This window comes from Ramlibacter sp., from assembly GCF_050250995.1.
Lineage (GTDB): Bacteria > Pseudomonadota > Gammaproteobacteria > Burkholderiales > Burkholderiaceae_C > Ramlibacter.
Genome location: NZ_JBFWNP010000051.1, coordinates 22,011 through 36,923, shown reverse-complemented (window position 1 = coordinate 36,923; position 14,913 = coordinate 22,011). Strand labels below are relative to the sequence as shown.

13 protein-coding genes are annotated in these 14,913 nt (G+C 68.3%); 12 read left to right on the top strand and 1 reads right to left on the bottom strand.

Going from position 1 to position 14,913, the window contains the following annotated elements; all coding sequences use genetic code 11:
• The 12 genes from AB7E83_RS23170 to tolA form a co-directional block, all read left to right on the top strand.
• A partial coding sequence (locus AB7E83_RS23170; protein WP_428573190.1) for a pilus assembly protein occupies positions 1 to 3,136 on the top strand: 3,136 nt, incomplete at its 5' end.
• Complete coding sequence (locus AB7E83_RS23165) at positions 3,120 to 3,752, top strand: energy transducer TonB (RefSeq protein ID WP_428573189.1); 633 nt, start codon at positions 3,120 to 3,122, stop codon at positions 3,750 to 3,752. The genes AB7E83_RS23170 and AB7E83_RS23165, both read left to right, overlap by 17 nt.
• Before the next feature lie 9 nt (positions 3,753 to 3,761).
• Positions 3,762 to 4,874, top strand: a complete 1,113-nt coding sequence (ribD, locus tag AB7E83_RS23160; RefSeq protein WP_428573188.1) for a bifunctional diaminohydroxyphosphoribosylaminopyrimidine deaminase/5-amino-6-(5-phosphoribosylamino)uracil reductase RibD — start codon at positions 3,762 to 3,764, stop codon at positions 4,872 to 4,874.
• A gap of 96 nt (positions 4,875 to 4,970) precedes the next feature.
• Complete coding sequence (locus AB7E83_RS23155) at positions 4,971 to 5,618, top strand: riboflavin synthase (protein WP_428573187.1); 648 nt, start codon at positions 4,971 to 4,973, stop codon at positions 5,616 to 5,618.
• Entirely contained in the window at positions 5,615 to 6,733 is a 1,119-nt protein-coding gene (gene ribBA / locus AB7E83_RS23150) for a bifunctional 3,4-dihydroxy-2-butanone-4-phosphate synthase/GTP cyclohydrolase II (protein ID WP_428573186.1), read from the top strand. The genes AB7E83_RS23155 and ribBA overlap by 4 nt, the downstream gene beginning before the upstream one ends.
• Positions 6,734 to 6,754: 21 nt before the next feature.
• Positions 6,755 to 7,216: a 6,7-dimethyl-8-ribityllumazine synthase gene (ribH, locus tag AB7E83_RS23145; RefSeq protein WP_428573185.1), complete on the top strand. Its 462-nt coding sequence runs from the start codon at positions 6,755 to 6,757 to the stop codon at positions 7,214 to 7,216.
• Positions 7,216 to 7,701 (top strand): transcription antitermination factor NusB, encoded by a 486-nt coding sequence (nusB, locus tag AB7E83_RS23140; protein WP_428573184.1) that lies wholly within the window; start codon positions 7,216 to 7,218, stop codon positions 7,699 to 7,701. The genes ribH and nusB overlap by 1 nt, the downstream gene beginning before the upstream one ends.
• Positions 7,698 to 8,882 (top strand): pyridoxal phosphate-dependent aminotransferase, encoded by a 1,185-nt coding sequence (locus AB7E83_RS23135; RefSeq protein ID WP_428573183.1) that lies wholly within the window; start codon positions 7,698 to 7,700, stop codon positions 8,880 to 8,882. The genes nusB and AB7E83_RS23135 overlap by 4 nt, the downstream gene beginning before the upstream one ends.
• A 10-nt stretch (positions 8,883 to 8,892) precedes the next feature.
• Positions 8,893 to 9,297 (top strand): tol-pal system-associated acyl-CoA thioesterase, encoded by a 405-nt coding sequence (ybgC, locus tag AB7E83_RS23130; RefSeq protein ID WP_428573182.1) that lies wholly within the window; start codon positions 8,893 to 8,895, stop codon positions 9,295 to 9,297.
• Between the two features lie 4 nt (positions 9,298 to 9,301).
• The gene (tolQ, locus tag AB7E83_RS23125) at positions 9,302 to 10,012 is read left to right on the top strand and encodes a protein TolQ (RefSeq protein ID WP_428573181.1); all 711 of its coding nucleotides are present in this window, start codon (positions 9,302 to 9,304) and stop codon (positions 10,010 to 10,012) included.
• A gap of 1 nt (position 10,013) precedes the next feature.
• Entirely contained in the window at positions 10,014 to 10,439 is a 426-nt protein-coding gene (locus AB7E83_RS23120; RefSeq protein ID WP_428573180.1) for a biopolymer transporter ExbD, read from the top strand.
• 13 nt (positions 10,440 to 10,452) lie between these two features.
• Positions 10,453 to 11,412 carry a cell envelope integrity protein TolA gene (tolA, locus tag AB7E83_RS23115; RefSeq protein ID WP_428573179.1) on the top strand — a complete coding sequence of 320 codons (960 nt, stop codon included), beginning with the start codon at positions 10,453 to 10,455 and terminating at the stop codon, positions 11,410 to 11,412.
• A 6-nt stretch (positions 11,413 to 11,418) separates the two neighbouring features.
• Here tolA and dnaE read toward each other — a convergent pair whose 3' ends face one another.
• The gene (dnaE, locus tag AB7E83_RS23110; protein ID WP_428573178.1) at positions 11,419 to 14,877 is read right to left on the bottom strand and encodes a DNA polymerase III subunit alpha; all 3,459 of its coding nucleotides are present in this window, start codon (positions 14,875 to 14,877) and stop codon (positions 11,419 to 11,421) included.
• Positions 14,878 to 14,913: the final 36 nt, after the last annotated feature.

The following is a 14,913-nucleotide window of genomic DNA, read 5'->3' as shown; positions in this document are numbered from 1 at the left end:
CAAGCACGACACCAAGGTCACGATCTATCAGAGCGGCGACCCCACCCGGTGGATTTCCGGCAAGGTCACGGACTGGACCCGCAGCACCGGAAACCTCACGATCAGCCTGACCGGCGGCGCGGTCGTCGGCAGCGGCACGATGGGCACGCCCATCGTCGGCTACGGCTGGGTGACGCAGACGGACTACTACGTCTACACCGGCTCGCAGACGCGACTGGACTACACCTACAACTCGAGCGGCTCCGTCATCACGACCACCGACTTCTACAAGGAGTGCAACAGCGCCATCGGCTCGTCGCCCGGCTCCAGCAAATTCACCCGGGTGACGCTCACCGAAGCCTCCCCGCAAGCGCAGAACTACGCCAACTGGGTCACGTACTACCAGACCCGGATGCAGATGATGAAGACGTCAGCGAGCCTCGCCTTCAAGGGCATCGACAACCGCTACCGCATCGGCTACAGCACGATTTCGAAGGAGGAAGCCGCGGAGGACGACGACTTCCTGCACATCCGGGATTTCGATTCGAGCCAGAAGAGCAGCTTCTACACCAAGCTCAACACGGCGAACCCGAATTCGTCGACGCCGCTGCGCGGCGCCCTGTCGAAGGCCGGCCAGTACTTCGCGCGGAAAGCGCGCAACCAGGGCAGCAACGATCCGATGCAGTACTCGTGCCAGCGCAACTTCACGATCCTGTCGACCGACGGGTACTGGAACACCGGCGGCGAAAGTACCTCGTCCCCCCGGTACGGCCCCTACAAGCTGAACAACACCGACCTCGTGGGACAGCAGGACGGCGGCACGACGAAGCGGCCGATGTACGACGGGCAGTCCGCCAGCGCCACCTCGACGGCCAATTCGCTCGCGGACGTCGCCATGTACTACTACGAGACGGATCTGCGGACGCCGGAGCTCGGCAACTGCGACGGCGCGATCTCGGGCGTCTCGGTCTGCACGAACAACGTGCCCGGAAGCAAGGGCGACGCCGCGCGTTCGTTCGGCGACTCCGCCACGCACCAGCACATGACGACTTTCACGCTGGGCATGGGCCTGAGCGGACGCTTGCGCTTCGACCCGAACTACATGAACCAGCTGTCGGGCGACTTCTACGACATCCTGAGCGGCGCCAAGAACTGGCCGACGCCGGTGGCCGACAAGCCGGAAGCCCTCGACGACCTCTGGCACGCCGCCGTGAACGGGCGCGGCCAGTTCTTCAGCGCGAGCGACCCGGCGTCCCTGCTGACCTCGCTGACGAGCGCCCTCAGCAACATCGAAGCGAAGGTGGGTTCCGCCTCCGCGGCATCCACCAGCACATTGCGACCGGTGCCCGGCGACAACGACGTGTTCACGGCACAGTTCACCACGCAGAAGTGGATCGGCGACGTGATCTCGTACACGATCGATCCGGACTCCGGTGTCATCTCGACCACGCCGACCTGGTCCGCCTCGGCACAGCTGGCGACGAAGAGCGCCGCCGCGCGCACCATCTACTACCGCAATCCGAACCTGTCGCAGACGCCGCGCGCGTTCACCGCCGCCAACCTCGCGACGGACGGCTACGCGAGCCATTTCACGAACTTCTGCAGCAAGACCGCCGCGGGCGGAACGGGCGCGCCCGAGCAATGCGCGTTGCTGGTCGATCCGACGAACGCGAACACGGCCGCGAACCTTGTTGCGTACCTTCGCGGCGAAGAGAAGTCGTACTACCGCGCCCGCGAAAGCAAGCTGGGCGACATCATCAACGCGGCGCCGCTGTTCGTGGGCAAACCCGCGTACACGTACACGGAGAACAACTATGCGGCGTTCGCGACCGCCAATGCGAACCGCCAGGGCCTCGTCGTCGCGGCCGCCAACGACGGCATGGTGCACGCCTTCTCGCGCACCACGGGCGAGGAGCTGTGGGCGTACATCCCCACCTTCGCGCTGCCCAATCTCTACAAGCTCGCCGACACGGGGTTCACCAACAACCACACCTATTTCGTGGACAGCTCGCCGCAGGTGGCGGACATCTACGCCGGCGGCCAGTGGCGAACCATCGTCGTCGGCGGACTCGGCAAGGGCGGCCGCGGGTACTATGCGCTCGACGTCACGGTGCCGACGGAGCCGAAGGTGCTGTGGGAGTTCTCGGCGGACAACCTCGGCTTGACGTACGGCCATCCGGTGATCACCAAGCGGGCGGACGGCACCTGGATCGTGGCGTTCGGTTCCGGCTACAACAACGTGAGCCCCGGCGACGGCAACGGCTATCTCTTCGTCCTCAATGCCTACACCGGCGCCCAGATTCTTGCCATTCCGACCCAGGTGGCGAACGTCGCGGTGGGCAACACCACCACGCCCAGCGGGCTGACGAAGATCGTGCACTGGGTGGACAGCGAATCGAACAACACCGTGCGTCGCTTCTATGGCGGCGACCTGCTCGGCAACGCCTGGCGCTTCGACATCGACAACGCCGTGCAGCCCCACGGGCAGTCCATGCGCCTCGCGCAGCTCACGAATACCTCGGGCGGCGCCCAGCCGATCACGACGACGCCCGTCGTCGCGGAGGTCATCTACAACGGGACGCGTTACCCCGTCGTGTATTTCGCCACCGGGCGCTACCTCGGCATCGGCGACCTGTCCGACACGAGCACGCAGTCGGTCTACGCCATCAAGGATCCGCTGACGACCACGAGCTGGGGCGTCGCGAGGACGAACCCGGCCTTCGTGCAACAGACGTTCACCATCGGCGCCAACGACGTGCGCAGCGCTACCAACAATACCGTCAACTGGGGAACGCAGGCCGGCTGGCGCGCCGACTTTCCCGCCTCGGGCGAACGCGTCAACGTCGATCCGGAACTCGTGCTGAACACGCTCACCATCGGCTCCAACCAGCCGAACGCCGAGGCGTGCTCCGTGGGCGGCACGTCGTACATCTACAACCTCAACATCAATACCGGCTCGGCGGCTGCCGGCGAGACCCATGCGGGCTACGCCATGACCGGCGTGCTCGTGCAAGGCCTGACCGTGGTCCAGCTGCGCGACGGCAGCACCGAAACCATCATCACCCGCAGCGACGCGAAGCTCGACACGGAAAAGAACAACCCGGTTTCCGCAGGCTCCGTGCCGTGGCGCACCTCGTGGCGTGAGCTGGCCGATTGACGCGGCTGCGGCGCGCCGCTGGGGCGCCGCGCTCGCCGGCGCACTCTCCGCGCACGCCATGCTGCTTTCCGCGCTTGCCGAGGTCCGGGCCCGGGCGCCGCGCGTCCCTCAGGTCGAACGGGTGCTGAGCGCGACGCTCATCGCGCCGGCACCGCCCACGGCGTCCGCCGCGCCGCTCGCGCAGGCGGCACAGGCGTCCCCACCGACGCCGGCCGCCCCGCGCCCGCCTGATCCCGTGGCGCCAGGCGATGTGCGAACCGCGCCGCCCGGCCCGACGACGACGTCCGAGTCCCGCATGGGCATCGGCGACGAGTTCGATGCCTACGTCCCCCGCAGCCGCCTCGAAACGCCGCCCGCGCCAACCACGATCGTCGACGTTCGTTCTCCCGAAGAACTGAAGGGCGTGGTGGACCTGCGCGTCGAATTCACCCTCTTCATCGACGAAACCGGCAAGGTGCGCCGCGTCCGCATCGAGACACCCGGTGTCCACCCCGCTTTCGAGCGCGCCATCGCCGACAGTTTCGAGCCCGTGCCTTTCACGCCGGGCAGGGTCGATGGCGAAGCGGTACGCTCGCGCATCCGCCTCGAGGTCGAATTCTCGAACGTGAGGCGCTGAGCCCGCCCCATGCCACCCGAACCCAACGATTTCATCGCCCGCGCTTTGACCCTCGCCGAGTCGTCCATCGGCCGCACCGGCCCGAATCCACGCGTCGGCTGCGTGCTCGTCGCGGCCGATGGCCGCACGGTCCTCGGCGAAGGCGCGACGCAGCCGGCCGGCCAGGCGCATGCCGAAATCATGGCGCTGCGCGACGCGTCGGCGCGCGGCCACGACGTGCGCGGTGCGACCGCCTACGTGACGCTGGAGCCCTGTTCGCATCACGGCCGCACGGGGCCATGCTGCGATGCGCTCGTCGCGGCGGGCATCGCACGCGTCGTCGCTTCGCTCGAAGACCCGAATCCGCGCGTCGCGGGCCAGGGCTTCGCACGGCTGCGCGCGGCCGGCGTGGAGGTCGTCGTCGGCCCGGGGGCGGAAGAAGCGCGCGAACTCAATATCGGCTTCTTCAGGCGCATGGTGCGCGGCACGCCGTGGGTCCGAATGAAGATCGCGGCCTCGCTCGACGGGCAGACCGCGCTCGAGAACGGCGTGAGCCAGTGGATCACCGGCGAGGCCGCGCGCGCGGATGGCCATGCGTGGCGCGCGCGGGCCGACCGCGTGCTCACCGGCATCGGCACGGTACTCGAAGACGACCCCCGACTCGACGTGCGCCTCGCGCCCACGCCTCGTCAGCCGCCCGCCATCGTCGTGGACAGCCGTCTCCAGACGCCCACCGACGCCGCGATCTTCGTCCCGGGCCGCCCGCTCGCGATCTACTGTGCGGTCGACGATGGCGAGCGGCAGGCGTCCCTCGAAGCGCGCGGCGCGACGGTGACACGGCTCGCGGGCGAAGGCGGCAAGGTCGACCTCGCCGCGATGCTGCGCGATCTCGCCGCGCAGGAAGTGAACGAAGTCCACGTCGAGGCCGGCCACAAGCTCAATGGTTCGCTGCTGCGCGAGGGACTCGTCGACGAACTGCTGGTCTATCTCGCGCCGAAGCTCATCGGCGTGGGCCGCGGCATGACGAGCCTCGGGCCGTTGCAGGCGCTGTCCGAAGCGCTCGATCTGGAATTCCGCGACGTCGCTCGCGTGGGTGCCGACTTGCGCGTCGTTGCCGTGCTGCGCGGACGCCTGGACTTCTGATCGCCCCGCCGGACGGGACGCCCGAACTGCGTGGCCGACCGGCACGGATGACCCGCCACCGGGCCCCTCCGGCAAACCCTGCGAAAATGCAGGCCTATGTTCACCGGCATCATTACCGGCGTGGGGCGCATCGTCGCCGTCCACGACCTCGGCAGTTCCTTGCAGCACGGCAAGAGGCTCACCATCGAAGCGCCGGCCGGCTACCTGGGTGACGTCGGCCTGGGCGACAGCATTGCGCTCAATGGCGCCTGCATGACCGTCACGACCTTCGACGCCGCCGCCTCGCAGTTCACCATCGACATCTCCGTCGAATCGTTGTCGAAGACCGCCGGACTCGCCGAAGCCGGTCAGGTCAACCTCGAAAAGGCGCTGCGCCCGCAGGACCGCCTGGGCGGCCACATCGTCTCCGGCCACGTCGACGGCGTCGGCCGCGTCACGCGCATGCAGCAGGTCGGCGAAAGCTGGGAGCTTCGCATCCTCGCGCCCGCCGCCATCGGCAAGTACCTCGCCTACAAGGGCTCGATCACCGTCAACGGCGTGAGCCTCACCGTCAACACGGTGGACGATCGCGAGGACGGCAGCGAGATCGCCATCAACCTCATCCCCCACACGGTCGACAACACCGCGCTCGGCGCCTTGCGCGAGGGCAGCGCCGTCAACCTCGAGATCGACCTCATTGCTCGCTACGTCGAACGGATGCTGACCGCCGCGCCCGCGACGAAGCCCGCCAGGGCCCCTTCATGACCGCACCCATTTCCCCCACCGAAGAAATCGTCGCCGAGCTGCGCGCCGGCCGCATCGTCATCCTCGTCGACGAGGAAGACCGCGAGAACGAAGGCGACCTCGTACTGGCCGCCGAACACGTCACGCCCGAGGCCATCAACTTCATGGCCCGCTACGGCCGCGGCCTCATCTGCCTCACGCTCACGCGGGAGAGCTGCGAGCGCCTTCGCCTTCCGCCCATGGTCGCGCGCAACGGCACGAAGATGGGCACGGCCTTCACCGTCTCGATCGAGGCGGCCGAAGGCGTCACCACCGGCATCTCCGCCGCCGACCGCGCGCGCACGGTGCAGGCCGCCGTCGCGCGCAACGCGCAGGCCGCCGACCTCGTGCAGCCCGGCCACATCTTCCCGCTGCAGGCCGTCGACGGCGGCGTGCTCATGCGCGCCGGCCACACCGAGGCGGGCTGCGACCTTGCAGCGATGGCGGGGCTCACCCCCGCCGCCGTGATCTGCGAGGTGATGAAGGACGACGGCACGATGGCCCGCCTGCCCGACCTGCAGACCTTCGCGGCCGAGCACGGCCTCAAGATCGGCACGATCGCGGACCTCATCGAGTACCGCTCGCGCAATGAAAGCCTGGTCGAGAAGATCGGCACGCGGCCGCTGGTGACTGCGTACGGCGAATTCATCGCCCACGCCTGGCGCGACAAGCCGAGCGCGGGCCTGCACCTCTCGCTGGTCAAGGGACAGTGGAGCGCCGACGACACCGTGCCCGTGCGCGTTCACGAGCCGCTGTCGGTGCTCGACGCGCTGGAGGTCGCGCGGCCCCTGCACAGCTGGAGCCTCGACGCGAGCCTGAAGTACATCGCCGACGCCGGCAAGGGCGTCGCTGTGCTGCTCAATTGCGGCGAGAGCGCGCAGCAGCTGCTCGCGCAGTTCGACGGCACCGCGCAGCCCTCGCACGCGCCCGAGCGCGGCCGCATGGACCTGCGCACCTACGGCATCGGCGTGCAGATCCTGCGCGAAAGCGGCGTGCAGCGCATGCAGGTGCTCGGCGCGCCGCGCCGCATGCCCAGCATGGCGGCGGGCTACGGCCTCGAAGTCGCGGGCTACGTCGCGCCCCGCTCCACGAACTGAAGCAACCCCCAAGGAATTCCCATGTTTGGCGCAGAAAAAGGCGAGGCCGACCGTCTGGATGGCAAGGACCTCGTCATCGGCATCGTGCAGGCCCGCTTCAACGAGAGCATCACCAACGCGCTCGCGCAGGCGTGCCGCGCCGAACTCGTCGCGCTCGGCGTCGCGGACAAGGAGATCGACCACGTGTTCGTCCCCGGCGCGCTCGAGGTGCCCGTGGCCTTGCAGGCCATGGCCGAAAAGGGCGGCTACGACGCGCTCGTGGCGCTCGGCTGCATCATCCGCGGCGAGACCTACCACTTCGAGCTGGTCGCCAACGAATCGGCGGCGGGCGTGACGCGCATCGGGCTCGACTATCACCTGCCCATCGCCAACGCGATCCTCACGACCGAGAACCTCGAGCAGGCCATCGCCCGCCAGGTCGACAAGGGCCGGGACGCGGCGCGCGTGGCCGTCGAGATGGCCAACCTGCTCGAGCGGCTCTGATGGCGAAAGCTCCCCCGGCACCGCGCAAGACGGCCGCCAAGCCCCCGCGCAGCCGCGCGCGCGAATTCGCGCTGCAGGCGCTCTACCAGTACCTCGTGGGCCGGCAGGACGCCGAGTCCATCGACCAGTTCACGCGCGGGCTGTCCGGCTTCCACAAGGCGGACTCGGTGCATTACGACGCGCTGCTGCACGGCTGCGTGAAGGAAGCCGCGGCGCTCGACGCGCTGATCGAGCCGCTGCTCGACCGCAAGCTCACCGAGCTTTCGCCGATCGAGCACGCCATCGTCTGGATCGGCGCCTACGAATTCCTGCATGCGCCCGATGTTCCCTGGCGCGTCGTGCTCAACGAATGCATCGAACTCGCCAAGGAGTTCGGCGGCACCGACGGCCACAAGTACGTGAACGCGGTGCTCAACGGCCTGGCGGTCCAGTTGCGCCCCGTCGAGGTCGAGGCGGACCGCGCGAGCGGCAAGGCGCGCCCATGAGATTCGCGCGGCGCGCCGAACGCATCGAGCCCTTCTACGTGATGGAGGTCGGCAAGGCGGCGGCGCAGCTCGCGCGCGAACATGCGCACGGCGACCGGCCGATGGTCTTCCTGAACATCGGCGAGCCCGATTTTTCCGCGCCACCGTTGGTGCAGGAGGCCGCGGCCCGTGCGGTGCGCGACGGGCGCACGCAGTACACGCATGCGCTGGGCCTCGACGATCTGCGCGAACGTATCGCAAACTGGTATGCCGAACGCTTCGGCATCCACGTTCCCGCGCGCCGCATCGTCGTCACGGCGGGCGCATCGGCTGCGCTGCAGCTCGCGTGCCTCGCGCTGATCGAGTCCGGCGACGAGATCCTGATGCCGGACCCGAGCTATCCGTGCAACCGCCAGTTCGTGAGCGTGGCCGAAGGCCGGGCCGTGCTCGTGCCGACGACGGCCGCCGAGCGCTACCAGCTGAGCGCGGCGAAGGTGGAGGAACACTGGACCGATGCGACGCGCGGCGTGCTGCTGGCCTCGCCGTCCAATCCGACGGGCACGTCGATCCATCCCGACGAGCTGCGCAGGATCCACGCACGGGTGCAGGACCGCGGCGGCATCACGCTGCTCGACGAGATCTACCTCGGCCTCTCGTACGACGAAACCTTCGGCCACACCGGGCTCGCCATCGACGAGAACGTCATCAGCATCAACAGCTTCTCGAAATATTTCAGCATGACGGGCTGGCGCCTGGGCTGGATCGTCGCGCCCGATGCGCTGGTGCCGGTGCTGGAGCGCCTCGCGCAGAACCTCTTCATCTGCCCGAGCACGGTGGCGCAGCATGCCGCCCTCGCCTGCTTCGAGGCGGAGTCGATCGCAGAGTACGAGCGGCGCCGGCTCGAGTTCAGGGCGCGGCGCGACATGTTCATCCCCGCCTTGAACGACATGGGCCTGCGCGTCCCCGTCATGCCCGACGGCGCCTTCTACGCCTGGGCCGATTGCACGCAGGCCTGCGAGAAGCTCGGCGTGCAGGGCAGCTGGGACTTCGCCTTCGAAGTGATGAAGCGCGCGCACGTCGCCGTGACGCCCGGGCGCGACTTCGGGCATGCGCAGACCTCGCGCTTCGTGCGTTTCTCCACCGCCAACTCGATGGCGCACCTGCAGGAAGCGGCCTCGCGGCTCGCCGGCTTGCTGCACTGACGCGGCCGCAATGAGCTTTCGCCACCGCGTGCGCGTGTACTGGGAGGACACCGACGCGGGCGGCATCGTCTTCTACGCCAACTACCTCAAGTTCTTCGAGCGCGCGCGCACCGAGTGGCTGCGCTCGCTCGGCATCGCGCAGAGCAGGCTGCGCGAGGAGACGGGCGGCATCTTCGTCGTCGGCGCGACCTCGGTGCGCTATCTGCGCCCGGCGCGGCTGGACGATGAACTTCTCGTTACCGCCACGCTCGAATCCGCAGGGCGCGCGTCTCTCATAATCGCGCAACAGGCGCTGGCGTACGATGGCGCCGTACTCTGCGAGGGCGAGATCCGCATCGGATGGGTCGACGCCGCCACGCTAAAGCCGGGGAGAATGCCAGCCATGATCCTCGACGCACTTTCAAATTCGAAATGACGACATGAGCCAAGACCTCTCGATCCTGCAACTGGTGCTGGGCGCGAGCCTCGTCGTGCAGCTGGTGATGGCGCTGCTCGTCGTGGTGTCCATCACGAGCTGGGCCGCGATCTTCCGCAAGTTGTTCGCGCTCGGCCGCGTGAAGTCGCTCAACGACGAGTTCGAGCGCGAGTTCTGGTCGGGCACGAGCCTGAACGACCTGTTCGCCGCCGCCGCCCAGAACGCGAAGCTGGCCGGGCCAATGGAGCGCATCTTCGCGTCCGGCATGCGCGAATACCAGAAGCTGCGCGAGCGGCGCATCTCGGACGCGGGCACGCTGCTCGACGGCGCGCGCCGTGCGATGCGCGCGTCGTACCAGCGCGAGCTCGATGCGATCGAGAGCAATCTCTCGTTTCTCGCCTCCGTCGGTTCCGTCTCTCCGTACGTCGGCCTGTTTGGCACCGTGTGGGGCATCATGCATGCGTTCACCGGCCTCGCGAGCCTGCAGCAGGTGACGCTGGCCACCGTGGCGCCGGGCATCGCCGAGGCGCTGGTGGCGACCGCCATCGGCCTGTTCGCCGCGATCCCCGCCGTCGTCGCCTACAACCGCTTCGCCCGCGACATCGACCGCGTGGCCATCAAGCTGGAGACCTTCATCGAGGAGTTCTCCAACATCCTGCAGCGCAACCTGGGCGCGCAGGCGGTGCATCAGGCCACGACGGCATCGGGACACTGACATGCCCGCCGTCGCAGGCCGCGGCCGGGGCCGCCGGACCATCAACGAGATCAACATGGTCCCGTTCATCGACGTCATGCTGGTGCTGCTCATCATCTTCATGGTGACCGCGCCGCTGATCGCGCCGAGCATGATCGACCTGCCCTCGGTCGGCAAGGCGAAGGAGCCGCCCAAGCAGATGGTGCAGGTCATCGTGCAGCGCGACGAATCGCTCGCGATCAAGGGCAAGGACGACGCCATTGCCATGCCGCTCGACCGGATCGTGGCCGAGATCACGCGCATCCAGGTCGGCCAGCCGCCCGGCGCCACCGCCGTCGTCATCAGCGCGGACCGGAACGTGAAGTACGAAGCGGTGGTGAAGGTGATGGACGCGCTGAACAAGGCGGGCGTGCAGCGCGTCGGCCTGTCCGTTCAGCTTGCCAAGTAGTCCCGGGCCGTCGATGCCGATCCACGCCGCCGCGGAACGCTCCGAATTCGAGCCGCCATCGCAACCGGGCTTCCTGCGTTCGGCCACGCTCGCCGTGCTCGCGCATGCGGCTTTGGTCGCCATGCTCGCGAGCGGCCTGCAGTGGAAGCGGGAGACGCAGGAAGTCGCGGCCGAGGCCGAGCTGTGGAGCAGCGTGCCGCAGGCGGCCGCGCCGAAGGAAGTGACGCCGCCGCCCCCGCCGCCCGCGCCTGCGCCGCCGCCCCCGCCGCCGGTCCCCGCGCCCCCGCCACCGCCCGCGCCCCCTGCGGTCCGCGCGCCCGAGCCGCCGCAGCAGCGCGACGCCGACATCGCGGAGGAGCAGGAAAAGAAGCGCAAGGCCGCCGAGGCCGCGCGCCAGGAAGCGGCCGAGCGGGAGCGCGAGCGGCGCGAGAAGCTGGCGCAGGAAAAGCTCGCGCAGAAGCGCGAACAGGAGCGGCGCGAAAAACTCGCGCAACAGAAACGCGAGGCCGAGGAGAAGCGGCAGGAGGAAAAGCGCCAGCTCGCCGAGGCCCGTCGCAAGGAAGAAGCCGCGAAGAAGCGCAAGGAAGAACAGGACCAGCGTCGGGTCGCCCAACTGCGCGAGGAAAACCTGCGCAGGATTCAGGGCATGGCGGGCGCGACGGGTGCGCCCACCGCCACGGGCAATGCCACGCAGTCGAGCGGGCCGTCCGCCAGCTGGGCCGGTCGGGTGCGCGCGCGCGTGAAGCCGAACATCGTGTTCTCGGACGACGTGGCCGGTAATCCGAAGGCTGAAATCGAAGTGCGCCTGGCGCCCGACGGCACGATCGTCGGCAAGCGCGTGGTGCGTTCCAGCGGCATGCGCGCATGGGACGACGCCGTGCTTCGTGCGCTGGACAAGACGGAGACGCTGCCGCGCGACACCGACGGCCGCGTGCCGTCGACGGTCATCCTGGAGTTCAGGCCGAAGGACTGACCTACTCTACTCGTACACCACCTGCGCAGCCCCCTTGTCCGCCTGCGCCATCCAGCTTGCCAACGCCGCATCGCTCGGAAAAAACTTCGCCTGCTCGCCCAGCTGCAATTCGGCCACCGCGCGCTCGCGATGCACGAACAGCCGCACCGGCAACCCACGCACCAGTTCGCCCTGCTCGCTCATCTCCCGCTTCGCCGGGAAATCGCGGATCAGGCGTCCGATGTCCGGCGACGTCCCGTTCACCGCCACGCGCAGATACTTGCCGAAGCGGCAGCGCGCCGTCGCCAGGTCCCAGATCTGCTGCACGTTCAGCCGGAAGCCGCCCGAGAACCGGTCCGGCTGCAGCTTCGCCATCACCACGATCAGCTCGTCGTCCTTGATCCAGTTGCGGTGCGGCGAGAACGTCGCCTCGTCGCAGGTTGCGTCGATGGTCTCGGTCTTGTCGTCGAGCTTGAAGAGCGCGAGCTTGCCGCGCTGGCCATTGATCACGCGCCAGTCGCCGACGATGCCCGCGAGCAGCAGCGGCTCGCGCGTGTCGACCAGTTCCTCGATCCTGCGCTTGGCAAACCGGCGCACCTCGAGCTCGACTTCGTCGAACAGGTGCCCGGACAGGTAGAAGCCGATGGCGGTCTTCTCGAACGACAGCCGCTCCTTCACGCCCCAGGGCATCGCATCGACGAGCTCCGGCTCCTGCGTGCTCGCCGCATGCGAATCGCCCATGTCGAACAGCCCGCCCTGGTTGGCGTTCGCGGCCTGCGTGTTCGCGAAGTCGAACGCGCGGTCGATGGAGGCGACGAGCGCGGCCCGGTTGAGATGCAGCGCATCGAAGGCGCCGGCCTTGACCAGCGCCTCCACCGTGCGCTTGTTGATGCGCGTGCGGTCCACGCGGCAGCAGAAGTCATACAGGGACTTGAACGCACCGTCGGCCTCGCGCGCCGCCACGATGGCTTCGATCGCCATCTGCCCCGTGCCCTTCACGGCACCGAGCCCGTAGCGGATCACCTTGTCCGACACGGGCTCGAAACGATACGTGCCGCGGTTCACGTCCGGCGGCTCGAACTGCAGGCCGAAATTCTTCCGCGCATCCTCGAACAGCACCTTCAGCTTGTCGGTGTTGTCCATTTCGACGGTCATGTTGGCGCAGAAGAACTCCGCCGTGTAATGAACCTTCAGCCACGCCGTGTGATAAGCGAGAAGCGAGTAGGCGGCGGCATGCGACTTGTTGAAGCCGTAGCCCGCGAACTTCTCCATCAGGTCGAAGATCTCGTCGGCCTTGTCCGCGGGGATGTCCTGCTTGGCGGCGCCCGCGCGGAAGATCTCGCGGTGCTGGGCCATCTCCTCGGCCTTCTTCTTGCCCATCGCGCGGCGCAGCAGGTCCGCGCCGCCGAGCGAGTAGCCGCCCAGCACCTGCGCGGTCTGCATCACCTGCTCCTGGTAGACCATGATCCCGTAGGTCTCGGAGAGCACGGGTTCCACCAGCGGATGCGGATACTCCACCACTTCGCGGCCGTGCTTGCGCGCGACGAAGCTCGGGATCAGGTCCATCGGGCCGGGACGGTACAGCGCGTTCAGCGCGATCAGGTCTTCGAGGCGCGTGGGCTTCGCGTCGCGCAACATGCCCTGCATGCCGCGCGATTCGAACTGGAACACGGCCTCGGTCTTGCCGTCGGTGAAGAGCCGGTAGGTGCGCGCATCGTCGAGCGGGACGTCGTCGAAGGTGAAACCCTCCTGCCCCTGGTGCCGCGACGCGATGAACTTGCGCGCGAGTTCGAGGATCGTGAGCGTGGCGAGGCCCAGGAAGTCGAACTTCACCAGGCCGGCCGCTTCCACGTCGTCCTTGTCGTACTGGCTCACCGCGGAGTCGCTGCCGGGCTGCTGGTACAGCGGCGTGAAGTCGGTCAGCTTGCCCGGCGCGATGAGCACGCCGCCCGCGTGCATGCCGACGTTGCGCGTCATGCCCTCCAGCTTCTGCGCGAGGTCGAGCAGCGTGCGGACTTCGTCCTCCCGCTCGTAGCGCTCGGCCAGGATCGGCTCCTGCTTCAGCGCCTCGGCGATGGTGATGTGCGTGCCGGGCTTGTTCGGGATGAGCTTGCTGATGCCGTCGCAGAACGTGTAGCTCATGTCGAGCACGCGGCCCACGTCGCGCACCGCCGCGCGAGCGGCCATCGTGCCGAAGGTGGCGATCTGGCTCACCGCCTCGCGGCCGTACTTCTCCTTCACGTACTCGATCACGCGGTCGCGGTTGCCCTGGCAGAAGTCGATGTCGAAGTCGGGCATCGACACGCGCTCGGGATTCAGGAAGCGCTCGAACAGCAGGTTGTAGGCGAGCGGATCGAGGTCCGTGATCTTCAGCGCGTAGGCGACGAGCGAGCCCGCACCCGAGCCGCGGCCCGGGCCCACCGGGCAGCCGTTGGCTTTCGCCCAGTTGATGAAATCGCCGACGATCAGGAAGTAGCCGGGGAAGCCCATCTTGAGGATGGTGCCGATCTCGAACTCCAGCCGTTCCTCGTAGCGCGGCCGCTGCCGCTCGCGCTCCGCCTCGTCGGGGTAGAGGCGGACCAGCCGCTCCCGCAGCCCCTCGTGCGATGCGAAGCGGAAGTACTCCTCGATCGGCATGCCGTTGGGCGTCGGGAAATTCGGCAGCCGCGGCTTGCCGAGTTCGAGCGTGAGGTTGCAGCGCTTGGCGACCTCCAGCGTGTTGGCCACGGCCGTCGGCACGTCGGCGAACAGCGCCTCCATCTCCGCGGCCGACTTGAAGTACTGCGAGCGCGTGAACTTGCGCACGCGGCGCTGGTTGCCGAGGATCTCGCCCTCGGAGATGCACACGCGCGCCTCGTGCGCCTCGTAGTCGTCCTCGTCCGTGAACTGCACCGGATGCGTCGCCACCACCGGCAGGTTCAGGCGTGCCGCGAGCTGCACGGCGGCGGCGACGTGCGCTTCGTCGTCGCTGCGCCCGGCGCGCTGCAGCTCGATGTAGAAGCGGTGCGGAAACGCGGCGGCAAGCTCCAGCGCGACTTCGCGCGCGCGCGCCTCGTCGCCCTGCACCAGCGCCTGGCCCACCGGCCCGGCCTGCGCGCCGGCCAGCACGATGAGACCCTGCCCCAGCTCCTGCAGCCAGGCGAGCGTGACGACGGCCTGCGCCTTCACCACGTTGCGCGTCCAGCCGCGCGCGAGCAGCTCGCACAGGTTGAGGTAGCCCTGCTTGCCCTGCACGAGCGCGACGATGCGGCCGATGGCGGCGGGGTCATTGCCGAGCCCCTGCACCATGAGCTCGCAGCCGACGAGGGGCTTCACGCCCTTGCCGCGCGCCTCCTTGTAGAACTTGATCGCGCCGTAGAGGTTGTTGAGGTCGGTGATCGCAAGCGCGGGTTGCGCATCCTGCGCGGCCCGTTTCACGATGTCGTCGATGCGGTTGGTGCCGTCGACGACCGAGAATTCGGTGTGCAGGCGCAGGTGAACGAACATGCCGCGATTTTACAAGGCCGTCATTGCCGCAACGAC